The following is a 20,221-nucleotide window of genomic DNA, read 5'->3' as shown; positions in this document are numbered from 1 at the left end:
GGGCATCTTATGGGACGCTTTGTTAATTGCTCGAAAGAGAGTGTTCCCAGGCCGGAGATGGTGCTTTTCGACTATGGGGACACGCTGGCCTGGGAGCCTGTCCCGAATTTTCTTCGTGGATGGCAGGCAGTGTTTCAGCACGTCTGCGCTAAGCCGGAGGGTGTAGGCCCCGAAGAAGCCAACGCCCTTGCCGACAGCCTTTGGCGGCGGTTCAGCCGCAGCCTTTCCGCCGCCCGCAAGGGGGGCTGGGAGATACACGAATGGCAGCAGCTTAGAACAGTGGCCGAAGCGCTGGGGATAGAATTTTCCCTTTCCCTGCCGGAGATCGAGACTGTGCTGATGGACAACTCCTGTCCCAGCCACCCCCACCCCGGCACGGCGGAAATGCTGGACTTTTTGCACAGACAGGGTATTATGACAGGGGTTATAAGCAATATCGGCTGGTCCGGAAACGCCCTTGCCCGCCGGCTGGACCGGCTGTTTCCCGCTCATTCCTTCGTCTTTGTTCTGGCCTCCAGTGAGTACGGTATCCGCAAGCCGGATCCCCTTCTCTTTCAGATCGCTCTGCGGAAGGCGGGCCTGCCCCCGGAAAAGGTGTGGTACTGCGGCGACAGTTTCAGCTTCGACGTGCGCGGGGCCCATTCCGCCGGGATATTCCCCGTATGGCTAAACCGCGGCGGCAATGAGCCGGAGGAGGCGGACTTCCCCTATCTGACCGTTTCCGGGTGGGAGGAGCTCAAAAATTATCTTATGGAAAAGCTAAAATAAATATAAAGGAGCAAAAACTATGGGTAAAACTATAGCACAAAAAATCATTGCCGCCCACCTGGTAAGCGGCGAAATGACAGTGGGTTCGGACGTGGGTCTCCGCATCGACCAGACTCTGACCCAGGACGCCACCGGCACCATGGCCTATCTTGAGTTCGAGGCCATGGGGGTCCCCAGGGTGAAGACCGAAAAGAGCGTGGCGTATATCGACCACAACACTCTTCAGAGCGGCTTTGAGAACGCCGACGACCACAGGTATATCCAGACCGTCGCCAGAAAGCACGGCATCTACTTCTCCCGGCCGGGCAACGGCATCTGCCACCAGCTGCACCTGGAGCGCTTCGGGGCCCCTGGCAAGACCCTCATCGGCTCTGACAGCCACACCCCCACCGGCGGCGGCATCGGTATGCTGGCCTTCGGGGCGGGGGGCATGGATGTGGCCGTGGCCATGGGCGGCGGCGAGTACCATATCAATATGCCCTCGATGACAAAGGTCGAGCTTTTGGGCCAGCTCTCCCCCTGGGTCAGCGCCAAGGACGTGATTTTGGCTGTGCTTAGGACGATGAGCGTCAAGGGCGGCGTGGGCAAGATAATCGAGTACGCCGGGGAGGGGGTTAAAACTCTGACCGTCCCCGAGCGGGCCACCATCACCAACATGGGAGCGGAGCTGGGGGCCACCACCTCGGTGTTCCCCTCCGATGAGATAACCCGCCAGTTCCTAAAGGCCCAGGGCCGGGAGGACCAGTGGGTGGAGCTTCAGTCGGACCCGGACGCGGAGTATGACGAGGTTATCACCATCGACCTCTCTGCCCTTGAGCCCCTGGCCGCCTGCCCCCATAGCCCGGACGCGGTGAAGCCGGTCGCGGAGCTTTCGGGCATGAAGATAGACCAGTGCTGTATCGGCTCCTGCACCAACTCCTCCTACCTTGACATGATGCGCGTGGCCGCCATACTCAAGGGCAGGACCGTTCACCCGGAGGTGAGCCTGACCATCGGCTGCGGATCTAAGCAGGTGTACCAGATGCTGGCCCAAAACGGAGCTTTGGCCGACATGATTTCCGCCGGGGCACGCATACTCGAGTGTGCCTGCGGCCCCTGCATAGGCATGGGCCAGTCCCCCAACTCCGCGGGCGTGTCCCTTCGCACCTTCAACCGCAACTTCGAGGGCCGCTCCGGCACGGCGGACGCGCAGGTGTATCTTGTAAGCCCCGAGACCGCCGCCGCCTCTGCCATAGCCGGAGTGTTCACCGACCCCCGAACCCTGGGCGATTACGTGAAGATTGACCTGCCCGAGCAGTTCCTCATTAACGACAACCTAATCCTGCCTCCCATTGAGGAGCCCCTGATGGAGACCGTGGACGTGGTGCGCGGCCCCAACATCAAGCCCCTGCCCATCGCGGGCCCTCTGTCCGACAGCGTCACCGGCAAGGCGGTCCTCAAGGTGGGCGACAACATCACCACCGACCACATCATGCCCGCCGGGGCCAAAATATTGCCCTACCGCTCCAACGTGCCCTACCTCAGCCAGTTCTGCTTTGCCGTCTGCGACAAGGAGTTCCCGGAGCGCTGCAAGGCTGAGGGCGGCGGCATGGTAATAGCGGGCCACAACTACGGCCAGGGCTCCTCCCGGGAGCACGCGGCGCTGGTGCCCCTGTACCTGGGAGTAAAGGCCGTTATCGCCAAGAGCTACGCCCGCATACACGCGGCAAACCTTGCCAACACCGGCATACTGCCCCTGCAGTTTGCTGACGAGGGCGATTATGACAGGATAAGTCAGATGGATAGTCTTAGCCTTCCCGATATCAAGAGCGAGCTCCTGTCAGGCAATGACGTGACTCTTACAGACGAGACCACAGGCCAGAGCTTCAAGCTAAAGGCCGTGCTCACCCCCCGCCAGCGCGACATGGTCCTGGTTGGCGGCTTACTCAACTACACGAAGGGAGAAAACAAATGAGCTTTGAGAAAATTCCCATGAAAACCCCACTGGTGGAGATGGACGGCGACGAGATGACCCGGGTCATCTGGCAGCTGATAAAGGATATGCTCCTTGCGCCCTATATCGACCTGAACCTGGAGTATTACGACCTGGGCCTCCCCCACCGGGACGAGACCGGCGACCAGGTGACTATCGCTTCCGCCAACGCCACCAAGAAGTACGGCGTGGCGGTAAAGTGCGCCACCATCACCCCCAACGCCCAGCGCATGGACGAGTACAAGCTCCACGAGATGTGGAAGTCCCCCAACGGCACTATCCGCGCCATTTTGGACGGCACCGTCTTTAGGGCTCCCATTCTGGTAAAGGGCATTGTGCCCTACATCCCCACCTGGGAAAAGCCCATCACCATCGCCCGCCACGCCTTCGGCGACATCTACAAGAACACCGAGACCATAGTCCCCGCCGGTTCCAAGGCTGAGATAGTTGTGACAAAGCCCGACGGCAGTGAAGAGCGCCAGACTGTTCATGAATTCAAAGAGAGCGGCGGCGTGTTCCAAGGCCAGTTCAACGTGGACGAGAGCATTGAGAGCTTCGCTCGGTCCTGCTTCAACTTTGCCCTTGACACCAGGCAGGATATTTGGTTCTCAACGAAGGACACCATCTCCAAGAAATACGACCACCGCTTCAAGGATATTTTCCAGGAAATATTCGACGCTGAATATGCCAAGAAGTTCACAGAGGCCGGCATAGAATACTTCTACACCCTCATCGACGACGCTGTGGCTCGTGTGGTCCGCAGCCAGGGCGGCTTTATCTGGGCCTGCAAGAACTATGACGGCGACGTTATGAGCGACATGGTCGCAACCGCTTTCGGCAGCCTTGGCATGATGACCTCGGTGCTTGTGGCCCCTGACGGCACCTGCGAGTATGAAGCCGCCCACGGCACCGTGACCAGGCACTATTACAAGCACCTTAAGGGCGAGGAAACCTCCACGAACTCCGTGGCTACCCTGTTTGCCTGGACCGGGGCGCTCCGTAAGCGCGGGCAGCTTGACGGTAATGACAGGCTGGTGGACTTTGCCGGTAAGCTTGAGAGGGCTACTATTGATACCATTGAGGGCGGCGTTATGACCGGGGATCTGGCGGCTATGTCTACGCTGCCGGAGATTAGGAAGGTCAATACCCAGGATTTCCTTATAGCGATTAAAGAGAAGTTGGAAGCTTTGTTGTAAGAGCGCGACGTTTAACCCCTTTCCTCCCGGAAAGGGGTTATTTTTTGTTATCACCGTTTGGCCTTCGGCCAGACCTTGGGGCTCTGTCCCAAACCCCAGAAGGGACCGATACTTAGCGAAGCTAAGTATTCCGCCCCTTGACCGCGTCCCTGTATAGATGCCACGCTTTCAGCGCGTAGCCCAGGTACACCAGAAAGGGCGCCAGAGGGAACAGCCAACCCACGCCTCTGCCCAGCGCGAAGGGGGTTTCAAACAGGAACGCCCACCAAAAACTCGCGCCCTCCAGCTCCCAAAGCCCCGGGGTCAGATACCACTCCGCCGGGTTCCAGTACCGCTGGCCGCTCCCCGGGCCGTAATAGACCACCATCAGCGGCAGCAGGGCTATGGCCGCGCAGAGCCAGGCGTTGGCCACCCTCTTATACCTTCCCGCCCGGGACCGCTCGTCCGAGAAGATATCCTCTGTGCAGCTGTCCCTCAGCTTCAAGAAATACTGGTTTCCCGACCCCTTGCTCCCCGCCAAATGCTTCCACCCGCTGTCCTCAAACAGCGCCACATACTCCCAAAAGTCCTCCTTCCGCCTGAACTCCCGATAGTCCGCCCGGATAGTGCACCTGTCCGGCGTGCACCGCTGAAAGTCATAGAAAAGCCCCTTTCCGCACAGCAGCCAGCCCTTTGCGGCCATCTCCTCCAGCCACTTCTCCTCCTTGTCAAAACGAAAGAACATTTTCATGCGCTTCATCTGCAAATCCCCCCTCCAAAACTCTTTCCGTCAGCCCCACCAGGGCCCTCATCCTCTCACAGTCCGCCTTGAGCACGTCCCGGCCCATTTGGGTCACGGCGTACACCTTGCGCCTTGGGTCCCCGCTCTCCAGGGCCGTGATGAGCCCCTTCTTCAGAAGGTTCTCAAGGGCCCCGTACATGGTCCCCGCCGCCAGCCGCACCTGCCCGCCGCTCAGCTCCTCCACCCGCTTCATGATGGCATAGCCGTGCCCCGGCTCATACAGCGCCAGCAGCACATAGTACACTGTCTCGGTCAGGGGCAGGTTCTTGTCCCTGTTCATACTCAGTCCTCCTTTATACAGTTTTACTGTATATCCACATTATATACAGTAAAACTGTATATGTCAAGGGGTAAATCCAAAAAAGCGCAAAAATTAACAGCGGTGAAGATAAATTCACCGCCGCCATATGAAAGGGGGTACTAATAACTTGTACTCTGATTAAGCTATAGTAAACGCATTTATGCGTTTACTATCAGTCCGCAGATTTGCTCTGTGCCTCGCCCGAGGTGCCGTCGTACTCCACAATCTTCACGCTCTCAATGACCATATCAGTCACCGGCTTGTCGTTCCCGTCCGTCTCGGCTTTTGACAGCGCGTACACTCCGTCCAGCCCCTCGAAAACCTGCCCGAACACCGTGTGGCCGGTGCCGTTGGTGGAGTAGGCCCCGTCTAGGTGCATATTCCCGCCGTACTGCTCATAGAGCTTCTTATAGTCATCGGTCACTTTGCTGGTGTCAAGAGTCTTGGCGTTGGGGTTCGCGTCCACCAGCTCCTTGTTCTCCTTATAATACTCCTTGAACTGTTCGTACTGGCTCTCATAGTAGGTCCACATCTCGCTGCTGGCCGGGGTCCCGGTGCAGTTTATGAAGAACTGGCTGCCGTTGGTGGCGGGTCCGGCGTTGGCCATGGACAGGGCCCCGTCTATATTCACAAGGGACTTGTCGAACTCGTCCTCAAAGTCCTGTCCCCAGACGCTCTCGCCGTCGGTGCCAGTGCCGTTGGGGCTGCCGCCCTGTATCATGAAGTTCGCTATGACCCTGTGCAGGGCCATTCCGTCGAAGTAGCCGTTTATGGCGTGGAGCTTGAAGTTATAGACGGCCTTAGGGGCCTCGCCCGGGAAAAAGCGTATCTTGAATTCCTCGCCGCTCTGCATGGTTACAACGGCTATCTCCTCCCCCTTCTCGGGGGCCTCCGTCTGCCAGCCCAGCTTCTTGCCGGAACTCTTGGATTTTAGTTCCTCCATTGGAACCAGCTCCTTCTCCGTGCCTAGCACCGCCGCCGCGGGAGAAGCGCTTCCGCCCTCTCCCTCGCCGCAGGCCCCAAGGCAGAGCAGCATTATAATCGCCAGCGTTACGCATAATGTTCTTTTCAAAAGCTTGTCCTCCTAAAAAATATTTCCCCACTATTGTAGCAAAGTGAGGGGAAATATGCAAGCTTTATTTTGTTTATTTGACGGCTCTGCAAGCATTAGCGCCGCCCGCCTTTTTTATTCTCTTTATGTCCCTATTATACACTCCCCGCCCAATTTGTCAACCCCGCATATGGCCGGCTCTTTTAGCATATAAATCTCTTGGGAAAACCAGAGAATTATATAGAAAGGGAAGTGTAGAAATGATGGAAACCCTATTTTATCCCGAAGGCCACCGGCTGAACGCCCCGGAGAATCTGGCGGCAATAAGCTCCCCTGCCGCTCTCTCAGAGGCTCAGCGTGCCGGCCGTATCCTGGAGTCCCGAGCCCTTATGTGTGACGGGGCCCATAACCTCCTTGTGGACCTCAACGGCATGAGGGGTCTTATCCCCCGAGAGGAGGGGGCCCTGGGGATACGCGAGGGCACGGTACGGGACATCGCCATACTGTCCCGGGTGAACCGGCCGGTGTCCTTCATTGTGCAGGACTTCATAAGGGAGGAGGACGGCCGCATAACGGCCCTTCTATCACGCCGTGCTGCCCAGGAGCTCTGCCAGCGGGAATACATAGATAAGCTCTGCCCCGGGGACGTGGTGCCCGCCCGGGTGACCCATCTTGAGCCCTTCGGGGTCTTTGCGGACATCGGCTGTGGCATACCGGCCCTTCTGCCCATAGACAGCATATCCGTCTCGAGAATAGGCCACCCCAGGGAGCGGTTTCTGCCCGGCATGGACATACGGGCCGTGGTAAAGGGCCGGGACCGGGGCCGGATAAATCTCAGCCACAAGGAGCTTCTGGGCACATGGGCCGAGAACGCCCGGCGTTTTCAGGCCGGGGAGACCGTCGGCGGTATTATCCGCAGCATAGAGAGCTACGGCGTGTTCGTGGAGCTGGCCCCGAACCTTGCCGGTCTCGCGGAGTCCAAGGAGAATATCTTTCCCGGCCAGCAGGCCAGCGTCTTTATAAAGAGCGTGCTGCCCCAGCGCATGAAGGTGAAGCTTATCATCATCGAGACCTTCGACAGCGAGCCCCGGCGGCCCCGGCCCCCGGAGTATTTCTTCACCGGGGAGCATATGGAGGAGTTTTTGTATTCACCGCCGGAGAGCGAGAAGATTATACGCACGGTGTTTTAAACAGGCTCTTATCCCTTCAGCTTCAAACCGTCCTTAAAGGCGTCGCCCACGCGGCCGGCAACCTTGTAGTACCCGTGGGTATACGGGTCAAAGGCAATGGCGTTTACTAAGGACATATCCGGCTTGCCGTTTACCATTACCCTTTCGTCGGCCGTGACGTTTACCACTCTGCCGATGACCCCGCAGCCGTATTCATTGGACTGATACTCAATAAATTCGCACTCAAGGCACAGGGGAAGCTCGTTTATTACAGGAGCGTCCACTGTTTCGGCACGGCTTGCGGTAAGCCCGCTGCGGGCAAACTTATCCGGGACCTTGTTCCCGGACTCCACGCCGAAATAGTCCGCTTCTGTCACGTGAGCAGCGTCGGCAATGCTGACGGTAAAGGCTCCCCGGGCCTTGATATTTTGCACGGTTTTATGGCTCTCGGTGAGGTTAAGAGCCACAGTGCCGCGCTCCTGCATGGTGCCCCAGGCTGCGTTCATCACATTGACGCTGCCCTCCTCATTATAGGTTGCTACCATAAGGACCGGCATGGGGTAAATGCCCTCGGTAACGTTCAGTTTTGTTCTCATAAGCCGTACCTCTCTTTTCATAATTTTTAATTGACAGCTTCTGCTGTCCTGTGTATAATTATAGCAAGCTGCGCAAATAATTCAAGTACTGTCTTTTATGAAAGGTACTTGCCGAAAGGATAGCTTATTATGATAAGTAAATACATAGACGGCGCGAATTTTGAGGACACCGGGTTCAGCTATACGCTCTCTCTCATATCGGGAAAGCACAAGATGGTAATACTGTACTGCCTTATGGAGTATGGTGTCGTGAGGTTCAACGAGCTCAAGCGGTATCTGAAGAACATATCCGACAAGACCCTGAGCATGAACCTAAAGGAGCTGGAGTCGGACCGGCTCCTCCTGAGGACGGAGTACCCCCAGATACCGCCGAAGGTGGAATATACCCTAAGCGAGCGGGGAAAGACCCTAATGGCCGTTTTGGACCAGCTATGCATATGGGGTGAAAATAACCGGCTGACATGACAGAAGCGGGGCAGGCCATAATGGTCCGCCCCGCTTCTGTCTTTTCTATCCGGCCTCCTCTATCCTGAACTCCCCATCAGCCGCGTCGCACCTGTACCGTTTCCCCGCCGAAATGCTGCCCTCCAGCATACGCTCTGATATCACGTCCTCAAGCTCGCTCTGAATCGCCCTTCTAAGGGGCCGCGCTCCGTAAGCCGGGTCGTAACCCTTTCCGGCTATAAGCTCTACCGCCGCCGGGGTGAACTCCACCGTCACCCCCATCTCCGTGAGCTTGCCCGAAAGGGTCAGGAGCATCCGCCCGGCTATCTTGGCAGTGTCCTCCTTTGTGAGCTTGTGGAAGACGATTATGTCGTCCACCCGGTTCAAAAACTCCGGCTTAAAGAGGTTTTTAAGCTCCCCCAGCACCGTTTCCTTGATCTTCTCAAAGTCCCCCGCAGCACTCTCAGCCCCGGCAAAGCCCAGGGAGCTCTGCTTCTCGGTGATGAGCCGCGCACCCACGTTGGAGGTCATGATGATTACTGTGTTCTTAAAATCTACGGTCTTGCCCTGGGAATCCGTGACCCGGCCGTCCTCCAGTATCTGCAAGAGGAGGTTGAACACCTCCGGGTGTGCCTTTTCTATCTCGTCAAAGAGCACCACCGAGTAGGGCTTTCTGCGCACGGCCTCGGTGAGCTGGCCGCCCTCGTCAAAGCCCACGTACCCGGGGGGCGAGCCCACAAGCCTTGACACCGTGTGCTTCTCCATATACTCTGACATATCAAAGCGCGCCATGGCCTTCTCGTCCCCGAACATGGCCTCTGCCAGAGCCTTGCAGAGCTCGGTCTTGCCCACGCCCGTGGGGCCCAGGAAGATGAAGGAACCGATGGGCCGGTTCTTGTCCTTAAGCCCAACCCTGCCCCGGCGTATGGCCCGGGCGATGGCGGAGACCGCCTCCTCCTGGCCCACCACCCGTTTATGCAGGGTCTCCTCCAGCCGCAGGAGCCGCTGGCTCTCCTCCTCTGTCAGCTGGGACACAGGCACCCCGGTCCACATGGCAACGATATCCGCTATGGCCCCGGCGTCCACCACGGAGCTGCTGCGCTCGTTCTCGGCGGTCCACTGGTCCCGAGCCCTCTCAAGCTCCTCAGAGAGCTCCTTCTGCCGGTCCCTAAGGTCAGCCGCCCGCTCGAAGTCCTGGCTGTTTACGGCGGCGGCCTTGTCCCCCTCCAGCTCCTTTATCCTGTTTTCCAGCTCCTGCAAGCTCTCCGGTGCGGTGAAGGTGCGAAGGCGCACTCTTGAAGCCGCCTCGTCCACCAGGTCTATGGCCTTGTCGGGCAGAAACCTGTCGGAGATATACCGGGCCGAGAGCTTCACCGCCGCTTCAAGGGCTTCGTCCGTGATCTTCACCTTATGGTGTGCCTCGTACCTGTCTTTAAGCCCTGAGAGTATCTCCACTGCCTCCTCCTCAGTGGGCTCGCCAACTGTGACCGGCTGAAAGCGTCTCTCCAGCGCCGCGTCCTTTTCGATGTGCTTGCGGTACTCGTTGATGGTGGTGGCCCCGATAACCTGGAAGTCCCCCCGGGCCAGTGCGGGCTTCAAGATATTTGCCGCGTCCGTGGAGCCCTCTGCGGAGCCCGCGCCGATGATGGTGTGCAGCTCGTCGATAAAGAGGAGGACGTCCCCGTCCCGTTTCACCTGGTCGATGGCGGACTTTATGCGCTCCTCAAAGTCGCCCCGGTACTTGGTCCCGGCCACCATACCCGTCAGGTCCAGGGAGATAAGCCGTTTCTTTTTAAGGGTCTCCGGCACGTCTCCGGCGTTTATTTTAAGGGCCAGCCCCTCGGCCACGGCGGTCTTGCCCACGCCGGGCTCGCCTATCAGCACCGGGTTGTTCTTTGTGCGCCGGGAGAGAATCTGTATCACCCGCTGTATCTCCTCAGAGCGGCCTATGACCGGGTCAATTTTGCCCTCCTTCGCAAGGGCGGTCAGGTCCCGGCCGAACTGCTCAAGGGCCGTGCCCTTCTTTCCCGGGTCCTTTCCGCTCTCAGGCCCCCCGGCAAAGCCCTGGCCGCCCACGGCCCCGGACAGCTCACGGACCACCCGGTCCGGGTCCACACCCAGTATCTTCAAAAAGCGAATGGCATAGCAGCTCTCGTCCTGCAGGAGGGCTATAAGGATGTGCTCCGTGCCCACATATGCGCTGTTGAACCGTGCCCCGGCCATGGCAGCTACCTGTAGTATCTGCTTGGTGCGGGGAGTGAGGCTCTCGGGTGTAAGGCTGGTTTTCTCCCCATAGCCTATGCGCTCCCGCAGGAGCTTCTCATAGTCCTCGGCCGTAACGCCCAGCTTGCTGAGCACCGTATGGGCCACGCCGCTGCCCTCCTTTATCAGCCCCAGCATAACGTGCTCGCTGCCGATATAGTCGTGGCCAAGGTTCTCTGCGGACTCCACCGCCAGGTTCAGAGCCTTATTCGCCTTTTCTGTAAAGCCTTTGAATTGGAACATTATATCAACCCCTTTTCAGTCTAAGTTATGTTCAAATTTTTAAGTGTATCTCTCAAGATATCCGCCCGGATCCTGTCCCGCTCCCCGGGCTCCAGCTGCCGTCCGGCACTGCTTATCAGGGTGGCGGGCTGCACACGCACCGTAAGGCCGTTTACCGCGCCCATGTCCGCCCCGGAGAGGAGTCCCTGGGCAAGCCCCAGCCTTACCAGAGAGAGCAGCCCCGCAGCCTCCTCCCCGGACATAAGCCGGGCCGACTTCAGTACCCCCGCCGCCCGGGCTATACGGTCCTGCCAGGCGGTAGTCTCGCAAAGCTCCTCCCGGAGCCTTTTTTCCTGCTCCGTAAGCTGTCCTGCAACGGACAGAAGGTTCTCCACGGCCTGCTTCTCAGTCAGCCCCAGGGTTATCTGGTTTGACAGCTGGTACATATCCCCCACGGCCTTTGAGCCCTCGCCAAAGGCGCCCCTAAGGGCAAAGCCCAGCTTTGACAGGTTCTCCCCTATCCTGCCCATGGCCCCCGCCTCCGTAAGCGCCGGAAGATGCAGGGTCAGGGAGGCCCTCATGCCTGTGCCCAGGTTGGTGGGGCACTGGGTAAGATAACCGAACTCCTTGTCATAGGCGAAGTCCAGGTTCTCGCTGAGCAGGGTGTCTATGCGGTCGGCGGTCTCCAGGGCCTCGCTCAGCGCCTGGCCCTCCCTGAGCACCTGTATGCGCACGTGGTCCTCCTCGTTCACCATGATAGACACGCTCTCGTCCTCGTTTATGAGCACAGCCTTGCCACGGCGGTCCGCGATAAACTCCGGGCTGACTATGTGGCGCTCCGCCAGGGACACAGCCGCCTCCTTTGAGAGCTTACTGAGCTCGCAGAAGCTGAACTCCCGGGAGATAACGCTGTTGCTGTTCATTATGGCGGCCCGTACCTGCTCAATGACGCGCCCCTTGTCCTCGGGCCCGGCCCGGTCCGGGAAGGGAACCCTGGCAAGGTTCCTGGCCAGACGGACCCTGGTGCTGCAAACCGTGTCGCCGGACTCCCCGGTCTTCTCATACCATTTACGGCTGTCCTTCTCACTCATGGCTTTCCAACTCCTTTATCTGGTCTCTTAAAACCGCCGCCTGTTCAAAGTCCTGGGTCTCTATTGCCTTTTGCAGCAGCTTCTTCTTTTCCTCTACCTCCGAGAGCGGGGACGGGGCCCGGTTTTCCACGTTCACCAGCTGCAGGTTCTCCTCCTGCACCCTTAACGCCGACCCGCCTGGTATCTTGCCCTTGTGCTGGGCCGCGCCGTGAAGGCGCTCTATCACCGGGATAAGCTGTGTGCGGAAGGTGCTGTAGCACTGACCGCAGCCCACCTTGCCGCTTCGGCTTATCTCCCTGAAGCTGGCTCCGCAGCCCGGGCAGCGCTTTTCCCCGGAGCCCAGGGTCCCCGCCTCCGGCTCGCCGGAGAGAAGGCCGGAGAGCAGGCTGCCAAAGCCGTTCCACTCCGAGAGCATTTGTCCATAGCCCTGTTTTTTGGCGCACTGGGAGCAGAGATGGCTCTCTGTAAGCTGGCCGTTGATTATGGTCTTGATATGGGTGGTGGCGGTCCGCTGGCCGCAGTTCTGACACATCATAAAGCATACCTCCTAAAAAATTTAGTCTATATTGGGTTATTTGCCTATCTTTTCTATGCAGTCCCTAAGACAGGCCTCATAGTCGTCAAAGGGGTAGTCCAGGTTCCAGGTCTCGTTTTCGCCCATGGAGATGTGGAACATTCCAAAGTGCTCCTCTCCATCTATAGTGAAGCTGCCGTGAAAGTAGAGCATTATGTCACTTTGGCCGGTGCTGTACTCAAAGTCCCGGCGCAGGCCGTCAAATTCCTCCTTGGCAAAGCTTATGGCCTTTGCCGCGTTTTCCAGCTCCTCCCCGCTGTCCAGAGGCCCGAGCCTGAACTCAAAATGCCGGTCATAGTGATTATAGTCCCTGTACTCAAAGGAATAGCCCTGCTCCTCAAGATATTCCACTAAGCTGTCATAATATCCCTGGGCGGCCAGCCATTCCTCCAGGTAATATTCCAGCACCTGGAACTCTCCCTTTGACTTTGCCGCCGTCCAGGCGGGGAATATGGTGCCGTCGCCGGCTTCTATATCGTGCACAGCGCCCTCTGTCCTGCCGGTGCATCTAAAGTCCATCTCCGGGTACTTCTCCGAAAGCTTCTGGAGCAGAGTCGCGTCCTGGCTCTCGTGTGTGCCCTTAAAGACCAATCCACCGCCCCGGCAGCCTTGCAGTAATACTGCCAGTATTACTGCAAGTATCACCGCCGGTAAAGTCCCCGGTATAAAGTGCCCCCGTTTCATATCATGTCCTAGTCGCCAGCAGCATACTCTTGCATATCATGGCCCGCACCGTGTCCCGCAGCTCCTTTGGCACCGCAGCAAGGGCCTTTTCCGAGAGGGCCGCGGCGATGAGCTCCGCAGACTGGCGGTCCAGCACCGCCCCCCCCACCATATTCTCCAGCATAGCCCGGGCCGAGGCCCCATCCAGGGAGTCACCCACGCCGTTGATTATATGCATTATCATGTCCGCCTTTGAAAGCTTTAACCGGGTTATGCGGATATACCCGCCGCCGCCGCGCCTGCTCTCTACAATATATCCCTGTTCAGGGGTGAAGCGGGAGGTGAGCACATAGTTTATCTGGCTGGGCACGCACCCAAGAAAGCTTGCCAACTCGTTGCGCTGTATCTCCGCTATGCCGCCCGCCTGGTTCAGAAGCTCCAGGATATAGTTGGCGACGCTATCGCTTATCCTCATTCCATCATCTCCGTTTTGTCTTTGACTTTCTTTGACCTTAGTTTATCTGAAAATCCGTTCAAAGTCAAGGTCAACCAAAGTCAAATTCAACCGTGAAAAGCAATGATAACTCCTAAAATCTCGTTTATACTCCCTCTTCCTCACTCAAGCTATTTTTAAAAAAAGTTTGCCCCGCCCGGAACCCTTTTTGCCCCAGGGAATAGTATGGTAGTGTAAACGAAAGGAGGCGCGCTCAAATGTGTAACAACAGTTGCTCTTGGATCATCATCATCCTTCTCCTGCTGTGCTGCTGCGGCGGCGGCTGTGGCAACGGCTTTATGAACAGCGGCAACGACTGTGGCTGCAACGGCGGCTGCGGCAACAGCTGCTGCTGATGACCTTGGGCTTACGCCCAAGTCGACGTTGGACCTTCGGTCCAAGTCACCGAGTTTGACCTATGGTCAAACTCTTGGCCGGCTGCTTCTAGGGTAGAGAGAGCGGGCTGAAAAAAGAGAGGGCGCCTCTAAAAGGGCGTCCTCTCTGACTTTATTTTGACGGAACTTACTTGGCAGTCTCCAGAGCCTCCTCCAGCGCCAGCGCCAGCTGTGCGGGGCAGGAGGTCTTCTTGAAGCCGCACTTGATGTCCTTGCAGCGCTTGATATACTCCTCCACGGTCATGCCCTTGGCCAAGGCGGCCACCCCTTGGGTGTTGCCGTTACAGCCGCCGGTGAACTTTACGGACTTTATAATATCCCCGTCCAGCTCAATATCAATACCTTTGCTGCAAACCCCTTTGGGTGTATAATGAATTTCCATAGGAACCCCTCCTTTAATGATTACATATATACTTTAGCAGATTTCACGGCAGGTGTCAAGTGGGGCCAGCTCAGATTTTACTCCTCCTGCTCCCCCCGCTCCAGCAGCCTTTCCGGCACAAAGGCACGGGAGGCCGCGTTAAAGAGCACTACGTCCAGCGCCGCCAGCGCCACCGCGATTATCGCCAGAGCCAGAAGGTTCAGTCGAAAGACTCCGGTAAGCTGCATAAGGTATATTGCCGCCACCGGCAGTATCAGATAGCCCATGGTCTGCAGAGACTCCACCGTGCTGTGCACCCGGGTCACCGTCAGCGCTACAAACACCACCGAGAACAAGGACAGGGCGGGCATCTCCAGTACCAAAAGCAGCAGCCATTCCAGGGTGAAGAAGAACCGCACCCCCGCGAAGGCATCCGCCACCCCCACCGTGACGGTGAAAGCCAAAAAGGCCGCCGCCGAGATAAACACCGACAGCACTGTGCAGCTGGTAGTCTTGGCCCCGTACACGGACTTCGGGCCCATTGACGTGAGCAATAATGTCTCAAGGGTGCCGCTCTCCCGCTCCATCACAAAAGCGTAGCTGGCCGAGGCCGCCCCGGTGAGTATGGGCACGCATAAAAAGAGCATGGGGCAGAGAAGGTCAGTGAAGGCCACCAGCCACCCCTGCCTGTAGTCCAGGGCCTTTACATATTCAGGCAGCATCCTCTCTATGGTTTCCGGCAGCCTTGCCCCCGGCTCCACCGGCATGAGGGAGATGGTGACAAAGTATACCGCCGGTATCACCACCACCAACATCAGCGGCAGCAGTATCAGAAGCGCCCTGCGCCCACCCCGGCCGCTTATAGATTTAAGGTCCTTTTTTACCAACAGCAGCTCCGCCGAGTTGAAGAGCTTATTTTTCCCCTGTGCCTGCTGGCGCTGATGTGCTCTCTCCCGCATATACAGCCGCCTCCCTTCTGCGCCCACCGCTGAGATAGGCCTGATATATCTCCCCAAGACCCGGCCGCAGCAGCTTTGCCTCATAAAGGCTGCTGCCCTCGGATACCGTCTGCATAATGTATTTTGGCATCTCCTCCTGAGACTGGACCTCCTTTTGCCAGGAGCCGTCCGGCTGGCGCAGGAACCCCTCGGGAGCCTTGTCGCCCTCCTTCAGCCGCAGGGAAGCCCGAAGCCGCACCCCGCCGCCAATCCTAAGGGACTCCAGGTCCCCCCGGGCCATGAGCGTCCCCTTGTGCAAAAGCCCGAAGCTCTGGGCAACGTTCTGCGCAAAACCCATATCCTGGGTGCACATCAGCACCGTGGCCCCCTCCTCTTTCCTCGCGTACTCAAGAACCTCCTGCACAAGCCCCGCGGTCTCCAGGTCCATACCGGCCCCCTGGCTGTCCATTAACAGCACCCGGGGCCTGTGCATAAGGGCCCGGGCAAGGCTGGCCCGCTTGAACATACCGGTGGGAAGCACAGCGGGGCTCTGGTCCCGCTCCTCCCAGAGGTTCAGCCTTCGCAGCAGGAAGGAGGCCCGCTCTACGGCGGCGTCCTTCCCTACACCATGGACCCCCGCGAAAAACAGAAGGTTTTCCCAAAGGCTCAGGTCAGCGTAGAGTTTTGCCGAATACAGCACCGTGCCCATCCTTCCGTGGAGCCTGGCGGTCTCATAACCCGGAGAGAGCCCCAGCACACTGCATTCCCCAGCCGTGGGCCTTATAAGCCCCGACAGGAGCTTTATAAGGGTGGTCTTCCCCGAGGACTCCGGCCCCACACAGGCCACGGCCCGGCCCTCGGGCACCTGTAGGTTAATGCTCTTAAGGGCGGCAGCCTTTCCCCCCGCCCCTTTGGAGCTGTATACTTTTGTCAGATCAAAGGCTCCGATAACCGCCTCCATAGGCCAACTCCTTTCAGTATGGTCAAGGTATATGTTTACCCCCTGTGCTCCCGAAGGTATGTAGCCTCAAGGTCCGCAAGGTGTAGCTTCACCGCCAGTGGGTATCTGTCATAGGCTTCGCTTATGGCAAAGCTGCCGCCCTTCACGGACTCGTCAAAGCCACCCATATGCCAGCGAACGGCCACCGCCTCCTGGGGCTTCAACCGCACGAAGCGCTCGATAAGGTAGACAGACTTCTCTCCGTGTCCATAGGGGAACTTGTCCTCCACTGTATAAAAAGGCTTCTTCTCCCACTGGCCGGTGCTCTCGTTCTTCACGTTGCGGGTGGAGACCCCATAGAACTGCGCCTTGCACACGTCGTGGAGAAGCCCGCAGAGGGCGAAGCTCTCCTCGCTGTCCCCCTCGTCAAAGTACCGCTCGCGCAGGACCCTGTACACGTTCACACTGTGCTCCACAAGCCCGCCCTCACAGGCCAAGTGGAACCTAGTAGAGGCTGGAGCAGTGAAAAAGTCGGTACCCATAAGCCACTTTAAAAGCTTGTCCGCACCCTCTCTTGTGACGTGGGTATTGTATATCTCTATAAACTCGTCTTTATATGCCATTATATAACCTCCTATACCGAGCGGAAACCCTTTCCGATTATCTCGCTGGTGTTGGTGATGAACATGAAGCACTGGGGGTCCACCTGCTTGCAGCGCTGGCGAAGGTGCACCGCCTCCCCCCGGCGGCAGGCGATGAGCACCACCTTGCGGCCTTCATGGGAATAGGCCCCTATAGCGTCCACCACGGTACAGCTGCGGTTCAGATCCTTTATGATGAAGTCGCATATCTCATCGGGCTTTGCGGTCACAATAGAGAAGAACTTGCAAAGATTTATGCTCTCGATAACCGAATCCACCACAAAGGCCTTTAAAAACAGGCCCAAAAGGGAGAAGAGCCCGGTCTCCATGCCGAATAGCCAGCAGGAGCTAAGTGCGATAAGCCCGTCGCTGACAAAGAGCGCCTTTCCGATGTCGTCAAGGCCGGTGTACTTTTTCAGTATCATGGCCACGATATCCGTACCCCCTGAAGAAGCCCCGCTGTTAAATAGCAGGGCCGAACCCACCGCCGGGAGCATTATGGCAAAGCAAAGCTCCAAAAGGGGCTGGTGGGTAAAGGGGCTCTCCATGGGAAAGAACTTCTCCATAAGCCATGTCTCCGCCGAGAAGGCAAGGCTGCAATAGGCCGTCCACACACCGAAGCCCCGCCCTAGGAAGATAAAGCCTATTGCCAAAAGGGCCATATTGATAATCCACATCATGGTGGCCGGGGACAGCCAGGGCATGGGTATCAGCCGGCCCAGAATAATGGAGAGGCCGCTTACCCCGCCGGTGGTGAAGTTGTTGGGAAACTTAAAAAAGTATACCCCCAGCGACAGTAGGAAGACTCCGGCGTTGATAATAAGAAAGGTTTTCAGGTTTTCTTTCGTAAGGAGCCCCTTGGCCCCATGTTTTGATGCTTCTTCGTCCATTTCCATTCCCTCCAAATTAGCTTTTACCCATAGATTTTACCAAATCCGGCGGGATATTACAAGATATATTTTTTGAAAATTTGTGCCGCGTCCAGAAGCTGGTCAGCTCCACCCCCGGGGCATACCGCCGCTCCCGTCAGGAAGGAGGACAGACGGTTTATGCTCTTATATTCTATTGGATACGCCTAAAGCAAATCACCTATTGCTCTCCAAGCTCAAGCACTTTGGATTGCAATAGGTGATTTTTCTATTTATTAGGCCCCGCCTTGTACCAGAATCCTATCCACCACAAGCTTACGGAACTCAGGGGTGAGAGAGCAGAAGTAGGCGGTGAAGCCGGTGACGCGCACCACCAGGTCCGGGTATTTGTCCGGGTCCTTGTCCGCCTCCAGGATCTGCCTGCTGTCGATAATGTTGATATTCAGCAGCGTACCGCCCTTCTGGAAAAGGGTCAGGATATAGTCGGCGATCTTCTGCACCGCCTCCTCCCCCCGGCCCATTCCGGGGTCCAGCTCCAGCTGCACCGGGGCGGTGTTGCCGAAGCCGGGCTGTATGGCGCAGATGGAGTTGCTCATGGCCGTAAGGGCTCCGTCCTTGCGGAAGCCAGGATGGGGATTGGCCCCGTGGTTTATGGGCTCGAAAGCGTGCCGGCCGTTGGGGGTGGCCCCCACCTGCTTGCCCAACACGATGGTGTTGGACCAGCTGAACCAGCCGGGGATAAACTCATAGTCCGGGTAGCTCTTGCTGATGGCCCGCACCTGGCCGGAGTAGGACTCCGAAAGCCTTTTGGCCCAGCGGTCGCTGACGGTGTCTCCGCCGCCGTAGCGGGGGCTGGAGGACAGCATACGCCGGACTATCTCGCCGCCCTCCTCCTTAAAGTCGGTCTTCAGGTGCTTATAGAGCTCCTCCCAGCTCAGCCGGGATTCCTTTTCCACCCGCTGCTCCAGGGCCCCGAAGGAGTCCGCCACCGTGGCAATAGCCGTGCCGTCCATGCACATATTATAGTACATGGCCCCGCCGCAGGTCATGTCCAACCCTTTTTCCACCGGTCCGTGGCTTATAAGGTTCAGCAGGAGCTCGGGCTCGTTGTACTGCTGGTACTTGAGATGGAAGGCTATGCCCTCGGCGGTGACCTCCACCGCCCGGGCCATATGCTTTTCATAGATCTCCCACAGCCTCGCGGTGGAATAGGGTCCCCTCCCCGCCATCATCTCGTCCAGGGCCACCTCGAGGACCTTGGCGCAGTTTATCTTCACACAGTCGTTGAGGCAGTATTCCATGCCGGGCAGGCTCATCCAGTGGCAGCCCACCGCTATGCGCTTTCTCGCAAGGCTCTCCGGGTACCCCAGGCGCATGAAGCCCTCGTTCAGGGCCTCGTCCCCGGAGAAGCGGGGCCAGCCGTTGCAGTTCTTAAAGAGGTAGTCCACCGCTCGGTGCAGGAAGTCCCGGTCCATGTTCCTGTCCACCCGCACGGTGATATTGCAGGCGGAATCCAGCATATCCGCCCCCTCCAGCACCATATCGCTGAACTCGCTGAGCAGTGAATTGCCCTCCTCGTCCGTGCCGCCTATCTGGTAGTAATGGGGGTCGTTAAGCAAGAGGCAGGCGATATAGAAGACCGCCTCCTCCCGGGTTATCCGCCCGGCGGCAAGGTCCGCGTCGTAGTAACGCTTCAGCACCTGGTCCAGCTGGAAGCCCGCGCCGTCCCGGTTATAGGTCCGGCTGGCCATATTGAACCAGCAGACCCACTGGCAGGCCTCCCGCATGGTCTTCGGCGCGCCGCTGAGAATATTCCTGTTGACCTGCGCCATCTGGAGCAGGTTTTCTCTTAGGAGGGGATGCCGTTCCTTTTCGGCCAGACGCTCCGCCTCCTCTATGGCCCGGCGCATCCAGTTCTGCACGCCCTGTATCACCAGCTCCTCCGCGTCGTAGAACTCGTCGTGTCCCGGGTTCTTCTCCCTATAGGCCGCCAGCTTCTCCAGCAGCCCGCCCCAGCCCAGGGAGAGCCCCAGCTCATAGTCGCCCCCGAAGTGGGCGTCAGAGCCGATGCCGGACACTATTCCGTATTTCTCCTGCTCCGGCTTTAAGTGGTCATAGGAGTAGTCCGGGTTCCAGTTGAGCCCCTTTGCCGGGGACTTCTCGTCAAACCATATCATGCTGTACATCCACCGGCAGGAGAACGCGTCCACCGAGTCGATATACACCGGGTGCTCGCTCATGAGCTTGTGGAAGTTTTTGCTCCAGCCCTCATAGCCGTACCAGGAGCCGTTCTCGTGGTTCGGGAGGCAGTGAAACTTGTAGTCCTCCGGCGCCGGGACGCTGCCATAGTCGTCGCCGTCCTGATACACCTTCATCTTGGATTTCACTTTGGTCTCCTCAAGCTTGCGCTCCTTGAGTATCTTTATCCGGCGCCCAAAATCCATGGGCTCCTCCGGCCGGAAAATATTGAGCCTGTTTTCCATATAGCACATCC

Annotated in this window: 21 protein-coding genes; 6 read left to right on the top strand and 15 right to left on the bottom strand. The window is 58.0% G+C overall.

Annotation, left to right across the window (positions count from 1 at the left end; genetic code table 11):
* The first annotated feature begins 9 nt into the window (after window positions 1–9).
* Genes ADH66_RS04965 through ADH66_RS04955 form a run of 3 tightly spaced genes read left to right on the top strand, consistent with a single transcriptional unit; the run spans window position 10 to window position 3,936 of the window.
* Entirely contained in the window at window positions 10–768 is a 759-nt protein-coding gene (locus ADH66_RS04965) for an HAD family hydrolase (RefSeq protein WP_066534895.1), read from the top strand.
* A gap of 19 nt (window positions 769–787) precedes the next feature.
* The gene (locus ADH66_RS04960; protein ID WP_066534898.1) at window positions 788–2,722 is read left to right on the top strand and encodes an aconitate hydratase; all 1,935 of its coding nucleotides are present in this window, start codon (window positions 788–790) and stop codon (window positions 2,720–2,722) included.
* A gap of 17 nt (window positions 2,723–2,739) precedes the next feature.
* Window positions 2,740–3,936: an NADP-dependent isocitrate dehydrogenase gene (locus ADH66_RS04955; protein WP_407922911.1), complete on the top strand. Its 1,197-nt coding sequence runs from the start codon at window positions 2,740–2,742 to the stop codon at window positions 3,934–3,936.
* A 121-nt stretch (window positions 3,937–4,057) separates the two neighbouring features.
* Here ADH66_RS04955 and ADH66_RS04950 read toward each other — a convergent pair whose 3' ends face one another.
* The 3 genes from ADH66_RS04950 to ADH66_RS04940 form a co-directional block, all read right to left on the bottom strand.
* Window positions 4,058–4,675, bottom strand: coding sequence for a DUF2812 domain-containing protein (locus ADH66_RS04950; RefSeq protein ID WP_066534902.1), 618 nt, complete (start codon window positions 4,673–4,675; stop codon window positions 4,058–4,060).
* Entirely contained in the window at window positions 4,644–4,997 is a 354-nt protein-coding gene (locus ADH66_RS04945) for a PadR family transcriptional regulator (protein WP_066534905.1), read from the bottom strand. Before ADH66_RS04945 ends, ADH66_RS04950 begins: the two co-directional genes overlap by 32 nt.
* Before the next feature lie 193 nt (window positions 4,998–5,190).
* Entirely contained in the window at window positions 5,191–6,090 is a 900-nt protein-coding gene (locus tag ADH66_RS04940; RefSeq protein ID WP_236757188.1) for a peptidylprolyl isomerase, read from the bottom strand.
* Between the two features lie 239 nt (window positions 6,091–6,329).
* Here ADH66_RS04940 and ADH66_RS04935 point away from each other — a divergent pair, with 239 nt between their 5' ends.
* A complete protein-coding gene (locus tag ADH66_RS04935; RefSeq protein ID WP_066534913.1) occupies window positions 6,330–7,259 on the top strand; it encodes a S1 RNA-binding domain-containing protein in 930 nt (309 codons plus the stop codon).
* A gap of 8 nt (window positions 7,260–7,267) precedes the next feature.
* On the opposite strand, the gene ADH66_RS04930 is transcribed toward ADH66_RS04935, so the two are convergent.
* Window positions 7,268–7,834: a flavin reductase family protein gene (locus ADH66_RS04930; protein WP_066534915.1), complete on the bottom strand. Its 567-nt coding sequence runs from the start codon at window positions 7,832–7,834 to the stop codon at window positions 7,268–7,270.
* A 129-nt stretch (window positions 7,835–7,963) separates the two neighbouring features.
* Between ADH66_RS04930 and ADH66_RS04925 the strand changes: the two genes are divergently transcribed.
* Window positions 7,964–8,299 (top strand): winged helix-turn-helix transcriptional regulator, encoded by a 336-nt coding sequence (locus tag ADH66_RS04925; protein ID WP_066534917.1) that lies wholly within the window; start codon window positions 7,964–7,966, stop codon window positions 8,297–8,299.
* Between the two features lie 45 nt (window positions 8,300–8,344).
* Here ADH66_RS04925 and ADH66_RS04920 read toward each other — a convergent pair whose 3' ends face one another.
* Genes ADH66_RS04920 through ADH66_RS04900 form a run of 5 tightly spaced genes read right to left on the bottom strand, consistent with a single transcriptional unit; the run spans window position 8,345 to window position 13,565 of the window.
* Window positions 8,345–10,783 (bottom strand): ATP-dependent Clp protease ATP-binding subunit, encoded by a 2,439-nt coding sequence (locus tag ADH66_RS04920; protein ID WP_066534919.1) that lies wholly within the window; start codon window positions 10,781–10,783, stop codon window positions 8,345–8,347.
* Between the two features lie 20 nt (window positions 10,784–10,803).
* Window positions 10,804–11,853, bottom strand: coding sequence for a protein arginine kinase (locus ADH66_RS04915; RefSeq protein ID WP_066534923.1), 1,050 nt, complete (start codon window positions 11,851–11,853; stop codon window positions 10,804–10,806).
* Window positions 11,846–12,388 (bottom strand): UvrB/UvrC motif-containing protein, encoded by a 543-nt coding sequence (locus tag ADH66_RS04910; RefSeq protein WP_066534926.1) that lies wholly within the window; start codon window positions 12,386–12,388, stop codon window positions 11,846–11,848. Before ADH66_RS04910 ends, ADH66_RS04915 begins: the two co-directional genes overlap by 8 nt.
* A 36-nt stretch (window positions 12,389–12,424) precedes the next feature.
* Window positions 12,425–13,072 (bottom strand): hypothetical protein, encoded by a 648-nt coding sequence (locus tag ADH66_RS04905; protein WP_207653032.1) that lies wholly within the window; start codon window positions 13,070–13,072, stop codon window positions 12,425–12,427.
* Between the two features lie 40 nt (window positions 13,073–13,112).
* Window positions 13,113–13,565 (bottom strand): CtsR family transcriptional regulator, encoded by a 453-nt coding sequence (locus ADH66_RS04900; protein ID WP_066534933.1) that lies wholly within the window; start codon window positions 13,563–13,565, stop codon window positions 13,113–13,115.
* Window positions 13,566–13,801: 236 nt separating this feature from the next.
* Here ADH66_RS04900 and ADH66_RS20410 point away from each other — a divergent pair, with 236 nt between their 5' ends.
* Complete coding sequence (locus ADH66_RS20410; RefSeq protein WP_169714843.1) at window positions 13,802–13,939, top strand: hypothetical protein; 138 nt, start codon at window positions 13,802–13,804, stop codon at window positions 13,937–13,939.
* A 166-nt stretch (window positions 13,940–14,105) separates the two neighbouring features.
* On the opposite strand, the gene ADH66_RS04895 is transcribed toward ADH66_RS20410, so the two are convergent.
* The 6 genes from ADH66_RS04895 to ADH66_RS04870 form a co-directional block, all read right to left on the bottom strand.
* Window positions 14,106–14,360 (bottom strand): TIGR03905 family TSCPD domain-containing protein, encoded by a 255-nt coding sequence (locus tag ADH66_RS04895; RefSeq protein WP_066534935.1) that lies wholly within the window; start codon window positions 14,358–14,360, stop codon window positions 14,106–14,108.
* Window positions 14,361–14,437: 77 nt separating this feature from the next.
* A complete protein-coding gene (locus ADH66_RS04890) occupies window positions 14,438–15,298 on the bottom strand; it encodes an ABC transporter permease family protein (RefSeq protein WP_066534938.1) in 861 nt (286 codons plus the stop codon).
* Entirely contained in the window at window positions 15,252–16,238 is a 987-nt protein-coding gene (locus ADH66_RS04885) for an ABC transporter ATP-binding protein (protein WP_066534941.1), read from the bottom strand. The genes ADH66_RS04890 and ADH66_RS04885 overlap by 47 nt, the downstream gene beginning before the upstream one ends.
* 35 nt (window positions 16,239–16,273) lie before the next feature.
* Window positions 16,274–16,840 carry an HD domain-containing protein gene (locus ADH66_RS04880; RefSeq protein WP_066534944.1) on the bottom strand — a complete coding sequence of 189 codons (567 nt, stop codon included), beginning with the start codon at window positions 16,838–16,840 and terminating at the stop codon, window positions 16,274–16,276.
* Between the two features lie 11 nt (window positions 16,841–16,851).
* Complete coding sequence (locus tag ADH66_RS04875; RefSeq protein ID WP_066534947.1) at window positions 16,852–17,748, bottom strand: YitT family protein; 897 nt, start codon at window positions 17,746–17,748, stop codon at window positions 16,852–16,854.
* Between the two features lie 254 nt (window positions 17,749–18,002).
* Window positions 18,003–20,210 (bottom strand): pyruvate formate lyase family protein, encoded by a 2,208-nt coding sequence (locus ADH66_RS04870; RefSeq protein WP_066534949.1) that lies wholly within the window; start codon window positions 20,208–20,210, stop codon window positions 18,003–18,005.
* Between the last annotated feature and the right edge of the window lie 11 nt (window positions 20,211–20,221).

The sequence above is a fragment of the Acutalibacter muris genome (assembly GCF_002201475.1).
Lineage (GTDB): Bacteria > Bacillota > Clostridia > Oscillospirales > Acutalibacteraceae > Acutalibacter > Acutalibacter muris.
This window is presented reverse-complemented; position numbering and strand designations above follow the sequence as displayed.

Coding starts and splice junctions, on each gene's coding strand:
- ADH66_RS04870 (WP_066534949.1), bottom strand. CDS start 20,210: ATGGAAAACAGGCTCAATATTTTCCGGCCGGAGGAGCCCATGGATTTT.
- ADH66_RS04900 (WP_066534933.1), bottom strand. CDS start 13,565: ATGAGGATAAGCGATAGCGTCGCCAACTATATCCTGGAGCTTCTGAAC.
- ADH66_RS04920 (WP_066534919.1), bottom strand. CDS start 10,783: ATGTTCCAATTCAAAGGCTTTACAGAAAAGGCGAATAAGGCTCTGAAC.
- ADH66_RS04960 (WP_066534898.1), top strand. CDS start 788: ATGGGTAAAACTATAGCACAAAAAATCATTGCCGCCCACCTGGTAAGC.
- ADH66_RS04925 (WP_066534917.1), top strand. CDS start 7,964: ATGATAAGTAAATACATAGACGGCGCGAATTTTGAGGACACCGGGTTC.
- ADH66_RS04880 (WP_066534944.1), bottom strand. CDS start 16,840: ATGGCATATAAAGACGAGTTTATAGAGATATACAATACCCACGTCACA.
- ADH66_RS04955 (WP_407922911.1), top strand. CDS start 2,740: ATGAAAACCCCACTGGTGGAGATGGACGGCGACGAGATGACCCGGGTC.
- ADH66_RS04950 (WP_066534902.1), bottom strand. CDS start 4,675: ATGAAGCGCATGAAAATGTTCTTTCGTTTTGACAAGGAGGAGAAGTGG.
- ADH66_RS04890 (WP_066534938.1), bottom strand. CDS start 15,298: ATGCGGGAGAGAGCACATCAGCGCCAGCAGGCACAGGGGAAAAATAAG.
- ADH66_RS04910 (WP_066534926.1), bottom strand. CDS start 12,388: ATGATGTGTCAGAACTGCGGCCAGCGGACCGCCACCACCCATATCAAG.
- ADH66_RS04885 (WP_066534941.1), bottom strand. CDS start 16,238: ATGGAGGCGGTTATCGGAGCCTTTGATCTGACAAAAGTATACAGCTCC.
- ADH66_RS04875 (WP_066534947.1), bottom strand. CDS start 17,748: ATGGACGAAGAAGCATCAAAACATGGGGCCAAGGGGCTCCTTACGAAA.
- ADH66_RS04895 (WP_066534935.1), bottom strand. CDS start 14,360: ATGGAAATTCATTATACACCCAAAGGGGTTTGCAGCAAAGGTATTGAT.
- ADH66_RS04965 (WP_066534895.1), top strand. CDS start 10: ATGGGACGCTTTGTTAATTGCTCGAAAGAGAGTGTTCCCAGGCCGGAG.
- ADH66_RS04930 (WP_066534915.1), bottom strand. CDS start 7,834: ATGAGAACAAAACTGAACGTTACCGAGGGCATTTACCCCATGCCGGTC.
- ADH66_RS20410 (WP_169714843.1), top strand. CDS start 13,802: ATGTGTAACAACAGTTGCTCTTGGATCATCATCATCCTTCTCCTGCTG.
- ADH66_RS04915 (WP_066534923.1), bottom strand. CDS start 11,853: ATGAGTGAGAAGGACAGCCGTAAATGGTATGAGAAGACCGGGGAGTCC.
- ADH66_RS04945 (WP_066534905.1), bottom strand. CDS start 4,997: ATGAACAGGGACAAGAACCTGCCCCTGACCGAGACAGTGTACTATGTG.
- ADH66_RS04935 (WP_066534913.1), top strand. CDS start 6,330: ATGATGGAAACCCTATTTTATCCCGAAGGCCACCGGCTGAACGCCCCG.